Below are 18,189 nucleotides of genomic sequence, written 5' to 3'. Positions count from 1 at the left end.
GTATCCAGCAATGAGAGGATCGTTTACCGCATCCCAAACACGAGCGACCAAGAAAATCGTACTCGCCGCAATAGGCGAAATACCCAGAATATCTGTATAGAAATATAGAATAAAGGAGCCGACTAGACCAAAACTAAAGCACTGGCCTAGTCCATAGCCGAAGTAAGACATCAGCTCCTTGTTGTTGAGTTTTTTTTGTAGAGTAGTCATTGTTCACGTCTCAATTGGTTTTATTATAAATGAGCAGCCGATTCATATATGAATTGACATACCAGTAATTAATCTATTCCTGCTACCATTTTTATCAATTGTACTTCGCTTGGATCGTATGGGTTTCCTTGCTCATCAAGTAGGTCGTGGAACCATTGACTCGCATAATTTGAGTCGTTGCGTTTGATCTCTGGCCAAGGTAGATGCGTTTGCGTTTTTCCTTTCACCAATCCCCACTGATAGCAGCCAATGTTTTTCTGTTTAAAGACGGGAAGCTGTTCGTGCATAAACGATTGCGCATGGCGAGCAAGCCACTCAGTACACATCATTGGTCGATTGTAGCTTTCTACAATTTCAACGGCTTTATGGAGCAGATCGAGTGGTAAGTAAGCGTGAAAAGTAATGATGTCCGATAGCTCCATCGCTTTGCGATCGGTTGGGTGTTCATAAATTGGTAGGCTTCGGTCAAGAATACTTGGTGCATGCCAAGCACCGACGGTGAGTGGCTGAACCGGATTTTCTTCACGCGCCCACTCAAACGCTTTTTCCATCAGCTCATGGCTAAAGGTTTCCATTTCTTCGTCATAAGCGATCTCACCCGTGGTGGTGAAAATCATGCGGTTGGTTGGCTCGTTATAAAGATCCCAAATAACGATTCGAGAGTCATTTTTGTAGGTAGAAATGATGTCGCGAATATACACTTCGACATCACTCCACATGGATTTATCCATCACCACATTGCGACCAGGACTTGCGGCCGCTTGACTGTTGTGCAAATCCGGTACCGGCGCTTTTTGTTCACCAAGGTAAGGATGGTCGCCCGAGAAACCACAGTCATCCATCGGCGTGAGCATCACTTTGATTTGATTGCGTTCGCAAATATCCAGAAAACGCTCAATTCGCGCATGTAAACCGTCGCGATCCGCTTGCCAAACAATAAATGCGAGGTTGGTACGCAAGGTGTTGTAACCCACGCTATGTGCCCATGCTAACTCTTGCTCAATCACCTTAGGTGCAAAAGATTCAGCTTGCCACATCTCATTCCAGTTGACGGCAGTTCGCGGCAAATAGTTAAACCCACGCAACCAGCCATGATCTTTTTGCCATTGCCATGCTTTATCTTCTGTCCATCTTTTCATCATCTTTACCTATACATTGCAGTAAATATTGATATATTAGCTAATATATTAGCTAATATATCAATAGATAGATGGTGTCATAACAAACGTGGCTGTCATCACAGCTTTTAAGATATTCTTACTTGGTTTTGTGATCTAAATCTGTTGGTAGTGATCTAACGTTATTATTTCGCTAATATCTTTAGCTAACGACATTTAGGTAAAGGATCAGAATGGCTAAGAAAATCACTATGAGTGACATTGCTGCGGCAGCGAGCGTGTCTCAGTCTACTGTATCGCTAGTACTGAATAACTCAACAACCATTAAAATCGCAGAAAAAACAAAACTTAAGGTACTCGAAACTGCTGAGTCTCTAGGCTACAAAAACAAAAAAGTTGCTCATGCTTTAGGACAGGCGAAAAAGATTGCGCTGGTGATCAACGGCTTAACCAGTTACGACCCCTTTATCGATGCAATCAACGCCGCAAGAGAAGAAGCGTGGTCTAACGACTACATTTTGGTGACGTTTAATTACAGTCACGATGAAGTACTGGCAAATAAGATTGAGTCTGAGATAAACAGTGGTAATTATACCGGTTTGATTTACGCATCCAGTATGACAAGACAGTTAGAACAACAACGTGTAATCACGACCTTACCTACCGTATTACTTAACTGTATTAACGAAGAACATACAGATCTACCAACCATTTTACCGGCCGATATGATCGGGGCGTACAAGGCGGTTTCACACCTAACGACACAAGGCTATCGTCGCATTGCTATGCTGTCTGGTGAAAGTTGGATGCTAGCCAGTCAGCAACGTGCCGATGGTTATCGTCAGGCGCTCATCGATGCTGACATCATTCCTAACTCAGATTATCTAGTCAACGCAGACTGGTCGCTAAAAGAGGCGTACTACCAGACACTGGAACTGCTGAAAATGGTGCAACCGCCGGAAGCTATTTTCTGTAGCAGCGACTATATGGCAATGGGCTGCTACCAAGCGTTAGCTGAATTGGGTTTGAAGATTCCTCAAGACGTTGCCGTAGTCGGTTACGATAACCAACAAATCGCATCGGAGAGCTTCCCAGCACTGACTTCGGTTGAACTGCCCTACTCTCTCATGGGTAAGCTCGCTGTTGAATCATTGATAGCACTGATTGAAAGTCAACCTTTGCTATCACGCAAGCGCAAAGTTGAAGGTGAACTCATCGTTCGTACATCTTCGACAAAAACAAAAAAGATGGGCATGTAACCCACCACATCTGGAGCCGATACAGTGGCAGCTAAGCTGCAACTGTATATTTAAAGACTACAAACACTACTAAAATTCAAACTGATAAGTAGTTTGATGCTGATAGCAATCCCCAGAGTTTAAGATCCCATTGTTGAGTCCCCATTCTGGTTTATTTGGTCCGTCTGGAAAGTATTGCGTCTCCAACGCAAGGCCGTCGTAGCGTTCGTAAGTTTTACTTGCACCCAGTGTACCAGCTAAGAAATTACCAGAATAAAACTGGATGGCAGGCTTCGTGGTTTTCACCTTCATAGCCACATCTTCTTTTGGTGCAATTAAAACCGCAGCTACAGACTCGCCATCGGTCAATTCACGCTTGAACACAAAGGCGTGATCGTAGCCGCCAGCGGTTTTTTGATCTTGCTCAGCAAGAAATTCTTGGTCAATTGGTTTTGGCTCGGTGAAGTCGAAACTAGTGCCCGAAACTGGCTTTTGTTCACCGGTAGGAATTAACCCCGCATCCGTTGGCAAGTAATACCCAGCGTTAAGCTGTAAAGTATGATCCAAACTTTTCGCGCGGCTCGCCTCACCAGCCAAGTTAAAGTAGGCGTGATTGGTCAAATTCAATGGTGATGTTTTGTCGATCTTAGCATCATAGGCGATAGCTAGTTCATTCTCGTCAGTAAGCGTGTACGTCACGTTCACATCGAGATTTCCCGGATAACCTTGGTCACCGTCCGGGGAGCGAAGTGAAAAAGTGACCTGTTGAGCATTTTGCTCTTCAACCTTCCAGCGGCGTTTATCAAACCCTTCCAAACCACCGTGCAGTGAGTTTTCACCGTTATTGATATCAAGTTGATATTTCTCTCCGTCTATCTCAAACAGACCCTTCGCAATTCGGTTAGCGAAGCGGCCAACAATAGAACCGAAGTAAGCGTCTTGCTTCATGTGTTCAGCCATATTTGGCGAGCGCAATAATATTTCACGGTTTTCACCGTTTACCGGTAATGTGCAACTCACTATACAGCCACCAAAGCCACCGCCAGTCATACGCACGCCGCCTTGGTCGCCAATCACGCCTTTAACAATCTCGACCAGCGTGTCGATTTCTTTTACCGTGATTTCGAAATCATCGCGCATTGATGCGTGTGACTCTGCCATCAGATCGCTCATACGCTTCATGTCGTGTGATCGTAGTGCTTGCGCCGCTTCTACAGTACGATTATTTTCTGTGATCACGTGACGGGCACGTTTTGCCACCATTTCATCCAGCTCTGCAACTTTCTCGTTAAACTGCTCAATCGTCACATCACGCAAAGCTTTCACACCGAAAATACGCGCCGCTTCTTCACATTGCTGACGACGAATGTTGTATTCGCTGTCGACCAAACCACGCTTTTTATTCGAATTGATAATCACTACTGCCATGTCTTCTGGCATGGAAACCGCTTCTTTTTCAAGGCTACGACAATCTAATAGCATCGCATGATTCTCACGCCCTTCCGCTGAAATCATTTGATCCATTATGCCGCAATTGCAACCCACGAACTTGTTCTCAGCTTGCTGACCATTTAACGCGATTTCGGCTTGGCTGATTTCAAGGTTGAACAGCACTTTAAACGTTTGACCAATCACCACTTCCAATGCCGCCGATGAGCTCAACCCCGCGCCTTGAGGCACGTTACCGCTGACTGAAATATCCGCCCCAATAAACTGGTAACCGCGCGCCAGAAGACACTTCACCACGCCGCGAATGTAGTTCGCCCACATTTTATCTTGCTGAAAGGTAATGGCTTGCGTGATATCGAATTCGTCAACTGCGTCGCCGTAATCAACCGAGATCACACGCACGATATTGTCTTCACGCTTTGCCGCCGCCACGACCGTTTGGTAGTTAATGGCACACGGTAGGACAAAACCATCGTTGTAATCGGTGTGCTCACCAATCAAGTTCACACGACCTGGCGCTTGGATAATATGGCTAGGTGCGTAGCCCAACACTTTCTCAAATGACGCTTTCACATTTTGGATAAGTTCAGACATAAGGACGTTCTCTTAAAATAGTAATTTGAGTGGGATAGCGCGTTGAGCCTAACTTTCTATCTGTAAAGTCGCGCCATCCCGTTATTCGTAATCAGTCCAATTTAAAGACTTAGCATTCTTTGTAGTGGACATCACTCACATCACGCAGACGCTCCGCCGCTTGCTCTGCGGTGAGGTCACGTTGGCTTTCAGCTAGCATTTCGTAGCCCACCATGAACTTACGAACCGTGGCACTACGCAGCAGTGGCGGATAAAAAAGTGCATGAAGCTGCCAATGGTCGATGTCTGTGCCTTCGTCAAAAAACGGTGCGTAGTGCCAGCCCATCGAGTAAGGGAAAGAGCATTGGAATAAATTGTCGTAACGGCTAGTCAGCTTCTTGATCGCTAGCGCTAAATCATCTCGTYGTTCACAGCTGAGTTCGCTCATGCGACGAATGTGCGTTTTCGGCAACAGCATGGTTTCGAAAGGCCAAGCAGCCCAGTAAGGTATCACCGCCAGCCAGTGTTCGGTTTCCACCACAAAGCGTGAGCCATCTTTGAGTTCCGCTTGTACGTAATCCACCAGCAAGTTGCTCCCGTATTCTTGGTAGTACGCTTTTAGGTTGTGCTCTTTGCGCTCGACTTCATTTGGTAAGAAGCTGTTTGCCCAGATTTGACCGTGTGGATGAGGCTGAGAACAGCCCATGGTTTCACCTTTGTTTTCGAACGCCTGAACCCAAACGTACTCTTTGCCTAGCTCTTCAATTTGCTCATTCCATGTATCAATCACGCCGCGAATTTTATCCACTGGCAGCTCCGGTAAGGTTTTGCTGTGATCTGGCGAGAAGCAAATCACTCGGCTCAAACCACGCACGCCTTGCGTTTTGAATAGCGGGTTGTTTGACTCCGGTGCATCGGGTGAATCCACCATCAGCGCAGCAAAATCGTTATTGAACACATAGGTGCCTTGGTAATCTGGATTGACATCGCCAGAGATACGTTCGTTGGTCGGACAAAGAAAACATTTACCGTCATAGCTTGGTAACTCATCCAATGCGGGCTTTTCATCTGCGCCGCTCCAAGGGCGTTTAGCACGGTGAGGTGAAACCAAAATCCATTGCCCAGTCAGAGGGTTGTAACGGCGGTGTGGATGATCCACTGGGTTAAATTCGACATTCGACATGTTACTTACTCAACTTTTAAGAATTCTTTCATCTGCATTTCTCAATGAAATTGGAAAGTGCAGACAACAATGCGGCGACGTAAACTACGCAGGGGAATAGCCATTGGGATTTTTTGACTGCCAGTTCCACGTATCGGCGGTCATTTCAGCCACCGTGCGTGTTGCTTTCCAGCCTAGTTCACGCTCGGCTTTTTCCGTGCTTGCCCAACATTCAGCAATATCCCCAGGACGACGCGGGCATAACTCGTAAGGCACTGGTTTACCGCAAGCGGCCGCGAACGCATCCACCATCTCAAGTACGCTCGAGCCTTTACCCGTACCTAAGTTGTAAATGTGCAAGCCCAAGGTTTTCCCCACCGATTTCAATGCGGCGATGTGGCCGTCGGCCAGATCCATCACATGGATGTAATCACGTACGCCAGTGCCGTCAGGTGTTGGGTAGTCGCTACCGAATACCGCGAGTTTTTCTCGGCGGCCAACAGCGACTTGGGCGATAAATGGGATCAAGTTATTGGGAATACCTTGTGGGTCTTCCCCCATGCAGCCCGATGGGTGCGCGCCAACTGGGTTGAAGTAACGCAGTAAGGTGATGCTCCAGTCGTTTTCAGCATAAAACAGATCGCTGAAGCACTGCTCCACCATATATTTACTGCGACCGTATGGATTGGTGGTTGCGCCTGTTGGTGAATCTTCCGTAATCGGCACTATTTCTGGGTCACCGTAAACCGTTGCCGATGAACTGAATACGATGCTTTTCACACCCGATTTACGCATGCTGCGCGCCAACACCAATGAGCCATTGACGTTGTTGTCGTAGTACTCAAGTGGTTTTGCCACCGATTCGCCAACCGCTTTGAGGCCAGCAAAGTGGATCACGGCTTGGATGTCGTGCTGCGCGAATACCGTATCCAAAAAGGCTTCGTCACGGACGTCACCTTGGTGGAACGCAGGCTGTTTGCCAGTCAGCGCTTCAATACGGTTTAACACTTCTAGCTTGGCGTTACACAAGTTGTCGACGATGATGGGTTCCATACCCGCTTCAATCATCTGCACGCAAGTGTGACTGCCGATGTATCCCATTCCGCCTGTGACAAGAACTTTCACTCCCAACCTCCAGAGTTATCAATTTATTCATTAAAGTCAGTTATTTATTTTAAATATCTCAAAGTTAATGTGTTTATCTCTTTAGTGCTTCGAAGTTTAGCAATCAAAACTTGCTTACTTCAGTGATCGCCATCAAAGTTGTGTAAACGTTTCCACAAAGTCTTTTTGAAAAATACAGTATAAGAGATAAAAATGAAGGTAAGAAAGGATGGTGAAAGGCTTTGTTGGGATCAGAGGAACCAAAGCGTAAGGTAAGTGTCATGAATGTGGCGAATCCACTTTAAATCTCATGGCCTCAGGTGGGCGTATTAAAGAACCCTGCTCAGAGGCAGGGTTCTTTAGTCGTAGTGTTAGGCTATGTATGACGCCATTAACTGGCCGTCGCAGGCTCTAGCGCAAGATTCGCTTCTTTCTCTTTTTGCATTCGCATCACCGCGATTGGGCCGGTAATGAAAGTAAACGCAATCAAGAAAGAGACAGGCACAGCTGTAATCACAATGAACGACTGCAACGCATTCAAGCCGCCTTCACCAGCCAGCAAGAGCACACCGGCTACTACGCCCATAACAATCGCCCAGAATAGACGATGCGCGCGTGTGGGTTGATTGTCACCAGAGACCGCCATCGCAATGGAATACGCCATAGAGTCACCTGTGGTCGCCACAAAGGTGGTGGTCAACAGCATAAAGGCTGGGATCAGAACCACGCTGTAAGGCAGCTGTGACAAGGACGCAATCAAGATAGCAGGCAAACCCGCGTCCGCCATCGGGCCGGAAATGCTACCCGGAGACTGCAACTCATAAAAGATACCCGTACCGCCGAGTACCGAGAACCAGAAGTTAGTCGCAATCGGTGCACAAATCGCAACAGCAAAGATCAGCTCACGAATAGAACGGCCTTTCGAGATGCGTGCAATAAAGATGGCCATCATGGGTGCAAAACCAATGAACCAGCCCCAGAAGAACCATGTCCACCATGCATTCCAGCTGCCGTTATCGGTGTTGAGTGCCAGCGTGTGCATGTTGTTGAGGTAATAGCCAAAGCCAGCACCAAACTGCTCAAAGATAAAACCCGTTGGACCCAGTACGATCACAACAGCAAGCAGCACGGCCGCACCAATCACATTCATCCGGCTTAACCATTGCAGACCTTTATCCATTCCCGTAAAGGCAGAAATAGAGTAAATCGCCACGACCGCGGCCAAGATAAGCATTTGCATCGACATGGTGTTCTCGATACCGACAAAGCTTTCCAAGCTGTAACCCAACTGGGTGGCAAGGAAGCCAATCGGACCAATGGTGCCCGCCGCAACGGCAATGATAGAACACGCATCAATCACAGAGCCTAGCCAGTGATTTTCTAGCTTGTCACCAAGCAACGGGTATAGCAGCGCACGAGGACGCAGACGCACGCCTGCTTGGTGGTGGGCATACATCAGCACGATGGTCGCCAAGGTACCCAACACTGCCCAAGCTAAAAAGCCCCAGTGGAAGAAGCTTTGGCTTAACGCAGGGGCGACCGTTTGCATCGCGCCAGCTTCCATCTCGCCTAACGCCGGAGGTGGCGTCATAAAGTGGTAGATGGGTTCAGCCGCTGACCAAAAAACACCGCCGCCCGCAAGCAGCGTACACATGATCATAGCAACCCAGCGAAAACGGCTCATTGAGACGGTATCGGTGGCGCCCAGTTTCAACTTACCAAATTTACTACCGCCAATGGCTAGCGCCAGCACGAAGTTGATCACCATTAGCCACTGCCACCAGTAACCAAAAAGGTTGGCAGATTCAGCAAACAGCGACTGAATCACAGTGGAAAAATGTTCGAGGTCAAACAGGGCAAAGGCAAGGAAGAGAGCGACAAAGCCGATAGTAAAGACGGCAACAAGTCGGTCGTTATTTTGTGTAGATTTAAGCATTAGTTCGCTCACAAGGTGTGTGAGGGGCGGCACTCTATCAGTGTGGCGAACGAATGACCAGCATAAATTGCATCGAACACTAACGATAAAAACGTGACAGACATCACCTATTCAGCCGTGGTGCGGGCTGAATAGGTTTATGACATTTTTATTAACTGCGCAAAATTCGACCCGCTAAGCCGGCTCTTTGTCTGACGCCTTACGCGATGACTTGCCGGTTTCCAAGATCTTCTTATGCAGTGTCACTGCAGCACGATACAACTTGGGGTGAACCTGCGTATCGGTTTGCTTTGCGCGATTACACTTTGATATCACGGCTGCAGTAATACAGGCTGCAACCTTGAGCTGTCCAAGTTGAAAGGCATAACTTGCAGTTTTAATCGCCATAAACACAGATTGGTCACTGTACTTATAATTGCGTGCCGCAAACTTTTCAAAGCGGAGAAAATCCTTGTGATAATTTTTTAAAATGCGATTAACGTGGCGGTCGTAATAGTTCTTGTACTTGGCGTAACTGCCTTTGCGGTTACTGGCCATGATGTCCCGAACCCAGACAACTGACTGCAGTTGTTCTTTTTCGAATAAGCCACTCAGCCAGGCAAACATGCTACCTCCATACTGCTAGCTTAACGGCTCTATTCTACTTATTTCGTGCTACTAAGCTACGGGAAGGTGCAAATAACCCCTTGATTGGTCGTTATTTAATCAGTTTTGCGAGGCGCAGTGAGTAATAGACGATTGAAGAGTCGGGAAAGGAGGGCGCGAGGACCCCTCGTGTTGAATGAACGATTCACTACGCGCGGGTGTTAATGGTAATCGTATAAGTATCCTCTGCCGCCGGTAACATGTGCAAGATTTGCTCGCCGAGATCGGGGTGCGAGAGCAAGTAATTACCTTGTGGGAAGCGGGTATCCTCTGGGCCTTTCAACACTAAGCTAAAGTTTTCCACCAATTGATCGTCAATGGTTTCACCGTTGCCCTCATGCTCATCAATGCGGATTAGGGTCATCGCATATTCCGTGTCTGTGCCATCAATCAAAGTAATGGTTTGATCGATAAGCGCTTTAACGTGCTGACAAGATAGTACATTCATAACACCTCCCTGCGACCCTAGACAGGGTTCGTGAGTCTCTTTATCTATCTACCTGTAAATAAGGTTAGAATAAAAATTCGTCAATGCACAACAGCTTAGCAAATTTTCTGCACATTTATCGAGCAAAGCCTCTGTTCAAGACATTACCCCGTCCCAAAAACACAAAAGGCAACCCTATGGTTGCCTTGTTGCTTACGGTTGGACAAATTAACTGCGCGTTTTGGCGCTACGTGCTTTATCCGTTTTTGATTTGTAGTAATACCACAAACGTCTACTTTTATTGTGCATCGAACACCTCTCCTATCAGATTAATGAACGATATTTATCGCTATGGTTATCGCACTCGTTCAGCAATAGCACGAACAGTGCGGAACTTAATAAGCACTCGAGATGAGCGCTGAAGCGCGATGATTCAACTGTCAGCCCGAACACCTTTGTAGGGCATTGCTCGTCTACTTAATGGGGAATGGACACACCGCCACCCTTCTGTCGTAAACGTAAAGTGTTGAGAATCACGTTATCTCTATTCTTATTACAAATACTTGCAGAAAGCAACCTTGTTCACGTTTTCTCAACAGAATAACTCACTGCGACGTCGGGAAAGCTTGCTATGAGAGGAAGTGTGCTTGCGAAACAGTTGGCATCCTTTCGGCAGCCCAGCATAATAAAAAGCCGCTCAATTGAGCGGCTTAGCGGATGGATTCCTTTGTTGGTCGTTGGTCAATGAAACTTGTTGTTGCACTGCCCCGCTTGCTCACTATGTTGAGCGTCCTAACCGCATGGTCTTGTGTTCAAATGCCTGGCTGGCGGCAAACAAGGTGTCGTCATGGGTTCCTGACATCAACGGGGGCTTCACTCTTTTTGGCGCGTCACTGCGCGCTGATCATTTACCAAATTGTGTGTCAGCTCGGCTGACAATTTCAGTAAAGCACACTTTTAACACTGTGCCACGGCATGCCGTTCAAATTGTGAACAGAGTAATAAATCTGACATAAACTGGGATTTCGCACAGCATACCGGCCCAATTTATGCCGCCGTTCGACACCAAAAACAAAAATGTTCTTTCATCACTAGACGACCGGTCTAATCTTGATTATGCTCGTCGACATGAAATCGAGCAGCACTCATGAAACGACCAGTCATAACGCGACCCACCAGCACCTGTTGGAAACGGGCGTGAGCGTCATGGCACAATTTGGTTTTAGCGGCGTTGGCCTAAGCGCCATCCTCAAACAAGCGGGCGTACCTAAAGGGTCTTTTTATCACTACTTTGCGTCGAAAGAACAATTCGGCCAAGCCGTGTTAGACCACTATTTTGCTTGCTACATTGCGGATGTGAATCGCTTACTGACAGATAGCACGCTCTCTCCCATTGCACGTGTGCACAGCTACTTCAGTCGCTGGCAAGCTCAATACTGTAGTTTGGATCCGGTGCAAACGTGTTTGGTCGTCAAGCTGAGTGCAGAAGTTGCGGACTTATCTGAGCCAATGCGGCTGGCACTGCGTGATGGCACCGATCAACTGATTGGTTGCTTGGCGACTACGCTCGCTCAAGCCAGCGATCAGTTTAATAGCCAAGCGGCGCTGACCACCGCGACAACTTTATATCAATTGTGGCTCGGCGCAAGCTTACTGACCAAACTGCATCGTAACGACAGTCATCTCACTCAAGCGATGACCATCACTGAAGAAAAGCTCGGGCTGATCGATTAATCCTGTTGTGCTCTATACAGCACATCAGTAACCAACAACTGAACATTGATGCGTGGCGGTAACACAAGTTACCAACCCACCATCCACCCGAAACCCGCCAAGGCGGGTTTTTAACCGGCACCTTCTAGACGACCGGTCTAATTTAAATAAACGCTTGATACCATCAAGCACAACAAAAGGAAGGATGAGCAATGAACAACTTTGAGTTCTACAATCCCACACGTATCGTTTTTGGCGAAGGTAAGATTGCCGAGCTGGATCGGCTCATCCCGGCCGATGCCAAAGTACTCGTGTTATTCGGCGGCCAAAGTGCACGAAAAACAGGCACCTTGGATGAAGTAGAACAAGCATTGGGTCAGCGTCAGTTTGGCCTGTTTGGTGGTATTGAACCCAACCCACGCTTTGAAACCTTGATGAAAGCGGTCGAGAAAGTGAGTGCTGAAGGCTATGACTACCTTCTCGCCGTGGGCGGCGGCTCAGTGATCGATGGCACCAAGTTCGTTGCAGCAGCCGCGAAATATGACGGCGACGCGTGGGACATTCTCACCAGCATGGGCGGTAAAGTAGAAGCGGCACTGCCATTTGGCACCGTGCTCACCTTGCCGGCAACCGGCTCTGAGATGAACAAAGGCTCGGTAGTGACTCGCGAGTCAATGCAAGCCAAACTACCGTTTATGAGCGAGCTAGTCTTCCCGCAGTTCTCGGTATTGGATCCGGTGAAAACCTACACCCTACCGATTCGCCAAGTGGGTAACGGCGTGGTCGATGCGTTTGTTCATGTCGTGGAGCAATACCTGACCTACCCAGCCAATGCGCCGGTACAAGACCGATTCGCCGAAGGCCTGCTACAAACCTTGGTCGAGCTTGGCCCACAAGCGCTGGAAACACCAGAAGATTACAACGTACGTGCAAGTTTGATGTGGACAGCCACCTTAGCGCTTAACGGCTTGATTGGCGTGGGTGTGCCGCAAGATTGGTCAACCCATATGCTGGGTCACGAGCTTACAGCCCAACATGGCTTAGACCACGCACAAACCCTTGCCGTGGTGCTGCCTGCAATGCTCAATGAGAAGTTTGAGCAAAAACAAGCCAAGCTCGCACAATTTGCTGAACGTGTTTGGCATATTGACCAAGGCAGCGACGCCGAAAAAGCGCAACAAGCGATTGAGAAAACACGCGACTTTTTCGAGCGCATGAACGTGAAAACGCGCATGAGCGATTACGATCTGGATGAAACCGCGATTGAGCCCTTGATTGAAGGCCTGACTCAACACGGCATGACCCAACTCGGTGAACATGGCGATGTGACGCCGGACGTTTGCCGCCGTGTGCTTCAAGCCGCGCTGTAATCGCCGTTTTATTTCATGATGAGGCGCGCTGATCTAGCCGCCTCTTTTCCCATCTTCAAGGGAGGAATCCATGTCAGCATTAACAAATCAACGTTTTGTTCTCGCATCACGCCCGGTTGGCGCACCCACTGCCGAGAACTTTCGCTTAGAAGAAGTCGCCATTCCCGCACTGGGCAACAAGGATGTACTGATTGAAAACCATCACTTATCAATTGACCCTTACATGCGCGGTCGAATGAGTGATGCCAAATCGTACGCAGAGCCGGTAGCGATTGATGGCCTGATGGTCGGTGCCACCGTGGGTAAAGTGTTGGAATCCAACCACGCCGATTACCAGGCGGGTGATTGGGTATTGGCCTACAAAGGTTGGGAAACCCACTCCGTGGTCGATGGCGATACCTTGCTTAAACTTAACCCTGACCTTGCACCGGTTTCATACGCGCTTGGGATCTTGGGGATGCCCGGCTTCACCGCCTACATGGGCTTATTAGATATTGGCCAGCCTAAAGAAGGCGATACCCTTGTCGTCGCCGCGGCCACTGGCCCAGTCGGTGCGACTGTCGCACAGATTGGTAAACTAAAAGGCTGCCGCGTAGTCGCGATTGCCGGTGGTGAAGACAAATGCCAATACGCCCGTGAACACCTCAATGTTGACGCCTGTATCGACCACAAAGCCGACAACTTTGCCGAGCAGCTTGCCGAAGCCTGCCCGCAAGGCATTGATGTGTACTTTGAAAACGTCGGCGGCAAAGTATTTGATGCAGTGATGCCACTGCTTAATACCGGCGCACGTATTCCCGTGTGTGGCTTGGTATCTCAATACAACAACACGGCCCTGCCAGAAGGCCCTGACCGTCTTTCGCAACTAATGGGCACCATCTTGGTCAAGCGCCTAACCGTGAAAGGTTTCATCATTTTTGATGACTATGCACACCGTTACCCAGAGTTCGCTCACGACATGGCTAAATGGGTCGGCGAAGGCCAAATCCATTATCGTGAACACGCGGTGGATGGCTTTGAGAAAGCGCCGCAAGCACTGATTGATGTACTCGAAGGCCGCAACTTCGGCAAGATGGTGGTCAATATTAAATAGAGCTCACACGCTTTATTTCGCCATACCGAAAACCCTGCCTCCCCCTTAGCGATGGACAGCGAAGGGGGTTTTTTATGCCCGAGTACAGTGCTGACCCCGTATTTTTCTATGGCATTACAAATGCCATCATCACAAAGCCTAAGCAGCCAACTACACTAAAGGAACGACTCGACTACCGTCAGCATGATTTGGCAGGGCTGGTCGCAGGTGCTTGGTTTTTATCTGCGTCAGCTGAGGAAAGAGGAAGTATCAACAATGGCCAAACCCGCTCTCATGATCCGTCATCAGATTACCCTCGGATTCGCATTGGTTCTGGTGTTGGCGCTACTAACTATTTTTGCGGTGCTCGAGTGGAAAGTTAAACCCGATCTGATTGAGCAGCGACAAGAGCGGATCAGCCTCAACCAATATGCATTAATCGACTTGCTCGATGCCAAGCTCGGACAGATCGAACTCTTAACCAGTACGCTCGCCTTAAAGGGCACCAACCTTCCCAAAAACGAAGGGCTATTCCGCCGCCTTTTTCCTCCACTCTTTAACAATCATGGCGATCCTACCATTGCCGGTGGCGGGATCTGGCCGGAGCCCAACACCTTTACACCGGGCGTAGAACGACGTAGTTTTTTTTGGGGTCGCACAGGGCCCGATATGGAATACTATGATGATTACAACAACCCTGATGGCAAGGGCTACCACAATGAAAGCTGGTACCTAGTAGGGAAACAAGCACCTATCGATCGCTGCAGTTGGTCTAACGCTTATATTGACCCTTTTACCAAAGAGCCGATGATTACCTGTACTGTACCCATGAAAGAAAATGAGCGCTTCGTTGGAGTGGCAACGGTCGACATGAGACTGGATGGCATTGCCGACATACTGGCTCGGTATGGCAAAGAAAACGACGGCTATGTGTTCGCTCTGGACGCCAATAACAAGGCGATAAGCTTCCCCGAATCGGCGGTAACATTTAATCCTTATCGAAATACCCTGCGAACGGCTACCGAGTTAGAGCAGGAACTCCCTTGGCTCCAAGAAGCACTGCAAGCAAGTCAATCTCTCCAAGATAGCCAACTGATTACGATAGAGAGCGATGGCGTGCTAAATGAAGCCGCCTACGTTCATATTATTAAATACCCTCAAACCAATTGGGTGATTGGTCTTGTCGTGCCCAAAAGCAAAATGACCGCGGCGGCTGACAGCATGGGACTGTTCCTGATGTTCGCCATTGGCGGACTATTGCTTGTTGTGGGGATTATCGCCGCCATTACTGCTCGGAATCTACTGGATAAGATTCAGCAAACGACCACACAGATTTGGGAGTTGATAGACGGGGAAACCACTCAAGAGTTGACGGTCGACAACATGAACGAAGTAGGAGAGCTGCGCCATGCAGTGAATGCCTATGGTGATAAACTCAAATCGCTATTAACCCGTCTAGAAGCGATTCAAGGTGAGTTAGTGCAAAGTGAGAAGCTGTCATCCTTAGGGTCGCTCGTGGCTGGGGTTGCCCATGAACTGAACACCCCCATCGGCAACGCGCTGATGTCTTCAACCTCCATCTTGTCGATGAAGCAAGATTTTGTCCAACAACTCGAAAAGCCGATCACACGAGACGATTTAGACCAATTTCTCACCCATATTGAAGACGGGACACGGATTGTTGAACGTAACATGTCACGTGCCTCCGAATTAATCCGTGCCTTTAAGCAGCTCGCGGTGGATCAAACCAGTGACCACAGACGCGACTTTGAACTACGTCTGTTGATGGACGAAGTCCTGCTCTCTATGCGACCGACACTTCAGCGCGCGCCGCACCAGCTCGAGGTCACTATTCCAGAGGGTATTCTGCTCAACAGCTATCCAGGCGCCCTCACCCAAACCCTGATCAACTTAATCAATAATGCGTTAATTCATGCATTTACCACGCAAGAACAAGGCCATATTCAAATCCATGCGAGTCAGGATTCACACGATCAGGTACATATTACCGTTCATGATAACGGAGCAGGCATGAGTGATGACGTGAGAAAACGCATCTTCGATCCTTTCTTCACCACCCGCTTAGGCCAAGGCGGCTCGGGCCTTGGCCTCCACATCACCTTTAACCTCGTCACCGGCGTACTTGGCGGCCGTATTGAGGTGAAAAGTGAGCCGGACAAAGGAAGCCGTTTTACGATTACTATCCCAAGCACTGCCCCTGATCATGAGGAGGCGTAGTGTTTGTATTGTTTTTGAGGTAACGACTGGCTAGTTTAAATTGTCAGATCAACGGATATCTGCCATTTATCAAAAAGCCGTATTCTCCTGCGAGTAATACGGCCTTATAGATATAAAGTCACACTTTACAGCTTAAAGAAAGCTAGTTGTTCTTTTTGCTTCTCAGCCAATAGTGAGAGCTCAGCACTTGCACTCGCACTCTGGCTGATACCGGCGACATTTTGGTTGACGAGCTCAGAAATATTAACCACGTTACGATTAATATCTTTGGTGACTTGTGACTGCTGCTCTGCCGCGGTAGCAACCYGAGTATTGGAATCATTAATATCCGCAACCGACTCTGAGATAGCAACCAATGCATCACTGACACGCTGTGTCAGCTCACTATTGTGTGCCAACATCGTGATCGTCGTTTGCATGCTTTCATTGGCTAATACAGATTGATTTTGTAAATCCTCGATAATGACACCAATTTCCTTGGTCGAACCGGCTGTACGACCAGCAAGCATTCTTACTTCATCAGCGACAACTGCAAAACCACGGCCCATCTCGCCTGCTCGAGCCGCTTCAATCGCCGCATTCAACGCGAGTAAATTGGTTTGTTCCGAGACACTGTGGATGACTTCAACGACATTATTAATTTTCTCTGATTGTTCATTTAGTTGCTGTACTAAACTTGCCGCATGATGCAATGCTTCCGACATTTGTGCACTGGCTTGAACACTCTCTTGAGATATTGTTAAACCAGATTTGGCCAACTCATCGGTCATACGAGCCGTCGAATCAGCGGCAGATGCATTATCACTGACATTATCAGCCGTACTCGACAGCTCATTCACTGCCGACGCCACTTGTTCAATTTCCGATAACTCTTGTTGTGCATTCGATTCCGCTTGAGTCATCACCGCCGCTAATTCTGTTGACGCCGATGCCACGTCTTCACCCATTCGGTTCAACTGATCGACCATGCTATGCAACTGCGTCGCGGTTTTATTGACATCCTGACTAAGGCTTGAGATTTCGTTTTTACCCTCAACCGTTGCTCGAACTGCCAGATTTCCCTGTGCTAAATCACGCATAACGCCCTGAAGCTGCTGGATTGGCGCGACAATCATTTTTGAAAGTAGCCAAGCAATGATCAACGATACTGCAAGCACAGATAACACAATAACCATCGCAGTATTTATTTTGCTTCGCTCGTATTCTTGAATCTGTGCATAGTATTTCTCTTCGCGCTCTTGGGCTCTTTTACTGACATTAACAACCGTCGTCAGTAAATCGACTGCCTGAGCCCTAAGCGCAGTATTCTGCGCTGCATACTCGCGTTCAGAAACGAGGCCTTTCTCATACTGTTCTAAAAATGTGAGCATCTTACTTGAGCTATTCACAAACTCATCGACAAGATTAAAAATATTAGGCACATCGTTTTGGTAATAATCGTCGTCTTGCAGTGTTTTTAAATGATGACCAATATCTTTTTTCCTTTGCTGTAAAGTAGGGATAAGATCTTTTCTACGAGCTGGAGATATGATCGCGTCTGCAACCTGAAGACGCATGTCGTTAATATAATCAACAACATGCAATGATAGCGCATCAGTTTGATTTTGATATGATATTCTCATCACTGACGCATTTTTTAGACTATCGTCCAAATCATTTTTAATAATCCACAAACTCACTGTTAGAGCAAATGTGGCAACGAGAACAGGAAGCATAACCTGTACCCGAACAGAAAAATTTTTTAATGAAATTTGCATACATACTGTCCAATAAAATGGCTATAATTTTCATCGAAACTAAAAACAGATAGCTAAAGTTAAATAAATGTAAACAGAAAAATTTTTTAATGAAATTTGCATACATACTGTCCAATAAAATGGCTATAATTTTCATCGAAACTAAAAACAGATAGCTAAAGTTAAATAAATGTAAAC

General features: G+C 47.7%; 14 protein-coding genes. 5 read left to right on the top strand and 9 right to left on the bottom strand.

From position 1 onward, the window contains the following. The coding region (locus BZJ18_RS14990) for an MFS transporter (RefSeq protein ID WP_241824988.1) at positions 1-210 on the bottom strand (210 nt) is incomplete at its 3' end. 68 nt (positions 211-278) lie between these two features. Then, positions 279-1,349 (bottom strand): cellulase family glycosylhydrolase, encoded by a 1,071-nt coding sequence (locus BZJ18_RS14985; protein ID WP_077457966.1) that lies wholly within the window; start codon positions 1,347-1,349, stop codon positions 279-281. A 212-nt stretch (positions 1,350-1,561) separates the two neighbouring features. On the opposite strand from BZJ18_RS14985, the gene BZJ18_RS14980 reads away from it, so the two are divergent. Next, the gene (locus tag BZJ18_RS14980; protein WP_077457964.1) at positions 1,562-2,587 is read left to right on the top strand and encodes a LacI family DNA-binding transcriptional regulator; all 1,026 of its coding nucleotides are present in this window, start codon (positions 1,562-1,564) and stop codon (positions 2,585-2,587) included. Positions 2,588-2,656: 69 nt separating this feature from the next. Here the strand turns inward: BZJ18_RS14980 and galK are convergent, their stop codons facing one another. The 6 genes from galK to BZJ18_RS14950 form a co-directional block, all read right to left on the bottom strand. Next, the gene (gene galK / locus BZJ18_RS17705; RefSeq protein WP_077457962.1) at positions 2,657-4,609 is read right to left on the bottom strand and encodes a galactokinase; all 1,953 of its coding nucleotides are present in this window, start codon (positions 4,607-4,609) and stop codon (positions 2,657-2,659) included. Between the two features lie 109 nt (positions 4,610-4,718). Beyond that, positions 4,719-5,771 (bottom strand): UDP-glucose--hexose-1-phosphate uridylyltransferase, encoded by a 1,053-nt coding sequence (locus BZJ18_RS14970; protein ID WP_077457960.1) that lies wholly within the window; start codon positions 5,769-5,771, stop codon positions 4,719-4,721. An 84-nt stretch (positions 5,772-5,855) separates the two neighbouring features. Further along, positions 5,856-6,875 carry a UDP-glucose 4-epimerase GalE gene (galE, locus tag BZJ18_RS14965; RefSeq protein ID WP_077457958.1) on the bottom strand — a complete coding sequence of 340 codons (1,020 nt, stop codon included), beginning with the start codon at positions 6,873-6,875 and terminating at the stop codon, positions 5,856-5,858. A gap of 370 nt (positions 6,876-7,245) precedes the next feature. Next, positions 7,246-8,790, bottom strand: a complete 1,545-nt coding sequence (locus BZJ18_RS14960) for a BCCT family transporter (RefSeq protein WP_077457956.1) — start codon at positions 8,788-8,790, stop codon at positions 7,246-7,248. A gap of 174 nt (positions 8,791-8,964) precedes the next feature. Further along, positions 8,965-9,396 carry a hypothetical protein gene (locus tag BZJ18_RS14955; protein ID WP_069587867.1) on the bottom strand — a complete coding sequence of 144 codons (432 nt, stop codon included), beginning with the start codon at positions 9,394-9,396 and terminating at the stop codon, positions 8,965-8,967. Positions 9,397-9,583: 187 nt separating this feature from the next. Beyond that, positions 9,584-9,883, bottom strand: a complete 300-nt coding sequence (locus BZJ18_RS14950) for a DUF6916 family protein (protein WP_069587868.1) — start codon at positions 9,881-9,883, stop codon at positions 9,584-9,586. 1,107 nt (positions 9,884-10,990) lie between these two features. Here BZJ18_RS14950 and BZJ18_RS14945 point away from each other — a divergent pair. From BZJ18_RS14945 to BZJ18_RS14930, 4 genes are all read left to right on the top strand, one after another. Beyond that, positions 10,991-11,596: a TetR/AcrR family transcriptional regulator gene (locus BZJ18_RS14945; RefSeq protein WP_077457954.1), complete on the top strand. Its 606-nt coding sequence runs from the start codon at positions 10,991-10,993 to the stop codon at positions 11,594-11,596. Positions 11,597-11,787: 191 nt separating this feature from the next. Continuing rightward, the gene (locus BZJ18_RS14940; protein WP_077457952.1) at positions 11,788-12,945 is read left to right on the top strand and encodes an iron-containing alcohol dehydrogenase; all 1,158 of its coding nucleotides are present in this window, start codon (positions 11,788-11,790) and stop codon (positions 12,943-12,945) included. A 70-nt stretch (positions 12,946-13,015) separates the two neighbouring features. Further along, on the top strand, positions 13,016-14,038 hold the full coding sequence (locus BZJ18_RS14935; protein ID WP_077457950.1) for an NADP-dependent oxidoreductase: 1,023 nt from the start codon (positions 13,016-13,018) through the stop codon (positions 14,036-14,038). A gap of 255 nt (positions 14,039-14,293) precedes the next feature. After that, a complete protein-coding gene (locus BZJ18_RS14930) occupies positions 14,294-16,255 on the top strand; it encodes a sensor histidine kinase (RefSeq protein ID WP_198532255.1) in 1,962 nt (653 codons plus the stop codon). A 125-nt stretch (positions 16,256-16,380) separates the two neighbouring features. On the opposite strand, the gene BZJ18_RS14925 is transcribed toward BZJ18_RS14930, so the two are convergent. Continuing rightward, positions 16,381-18,012, bottom strand: a complete 1,632-nt coding sequence (locus BZJ18_RS14925; RefSeq protein WP_077457946.1) for a methyl-accepting chemotaxis protein — start codon at positions 18,010-18,012, stop codon at positions 16,381-16,383. Positions 18,013-18,189 lie beyond the last annotated feature (177 nt).

It is taken from the genome of Salinivibrio sp. IB872, assembly GCF_001995345.1.
GTDB classification, from domain to species: Bacteria; Pseudomonadota; Gammaproteobacteria; order Enterobacterales; family Vibrionaceae; genus Salinivibrio; species Salinivibrio proteolyticus.
This window is presented reverse-complemented; position numbering and strand designations above follow the sequence as displayed.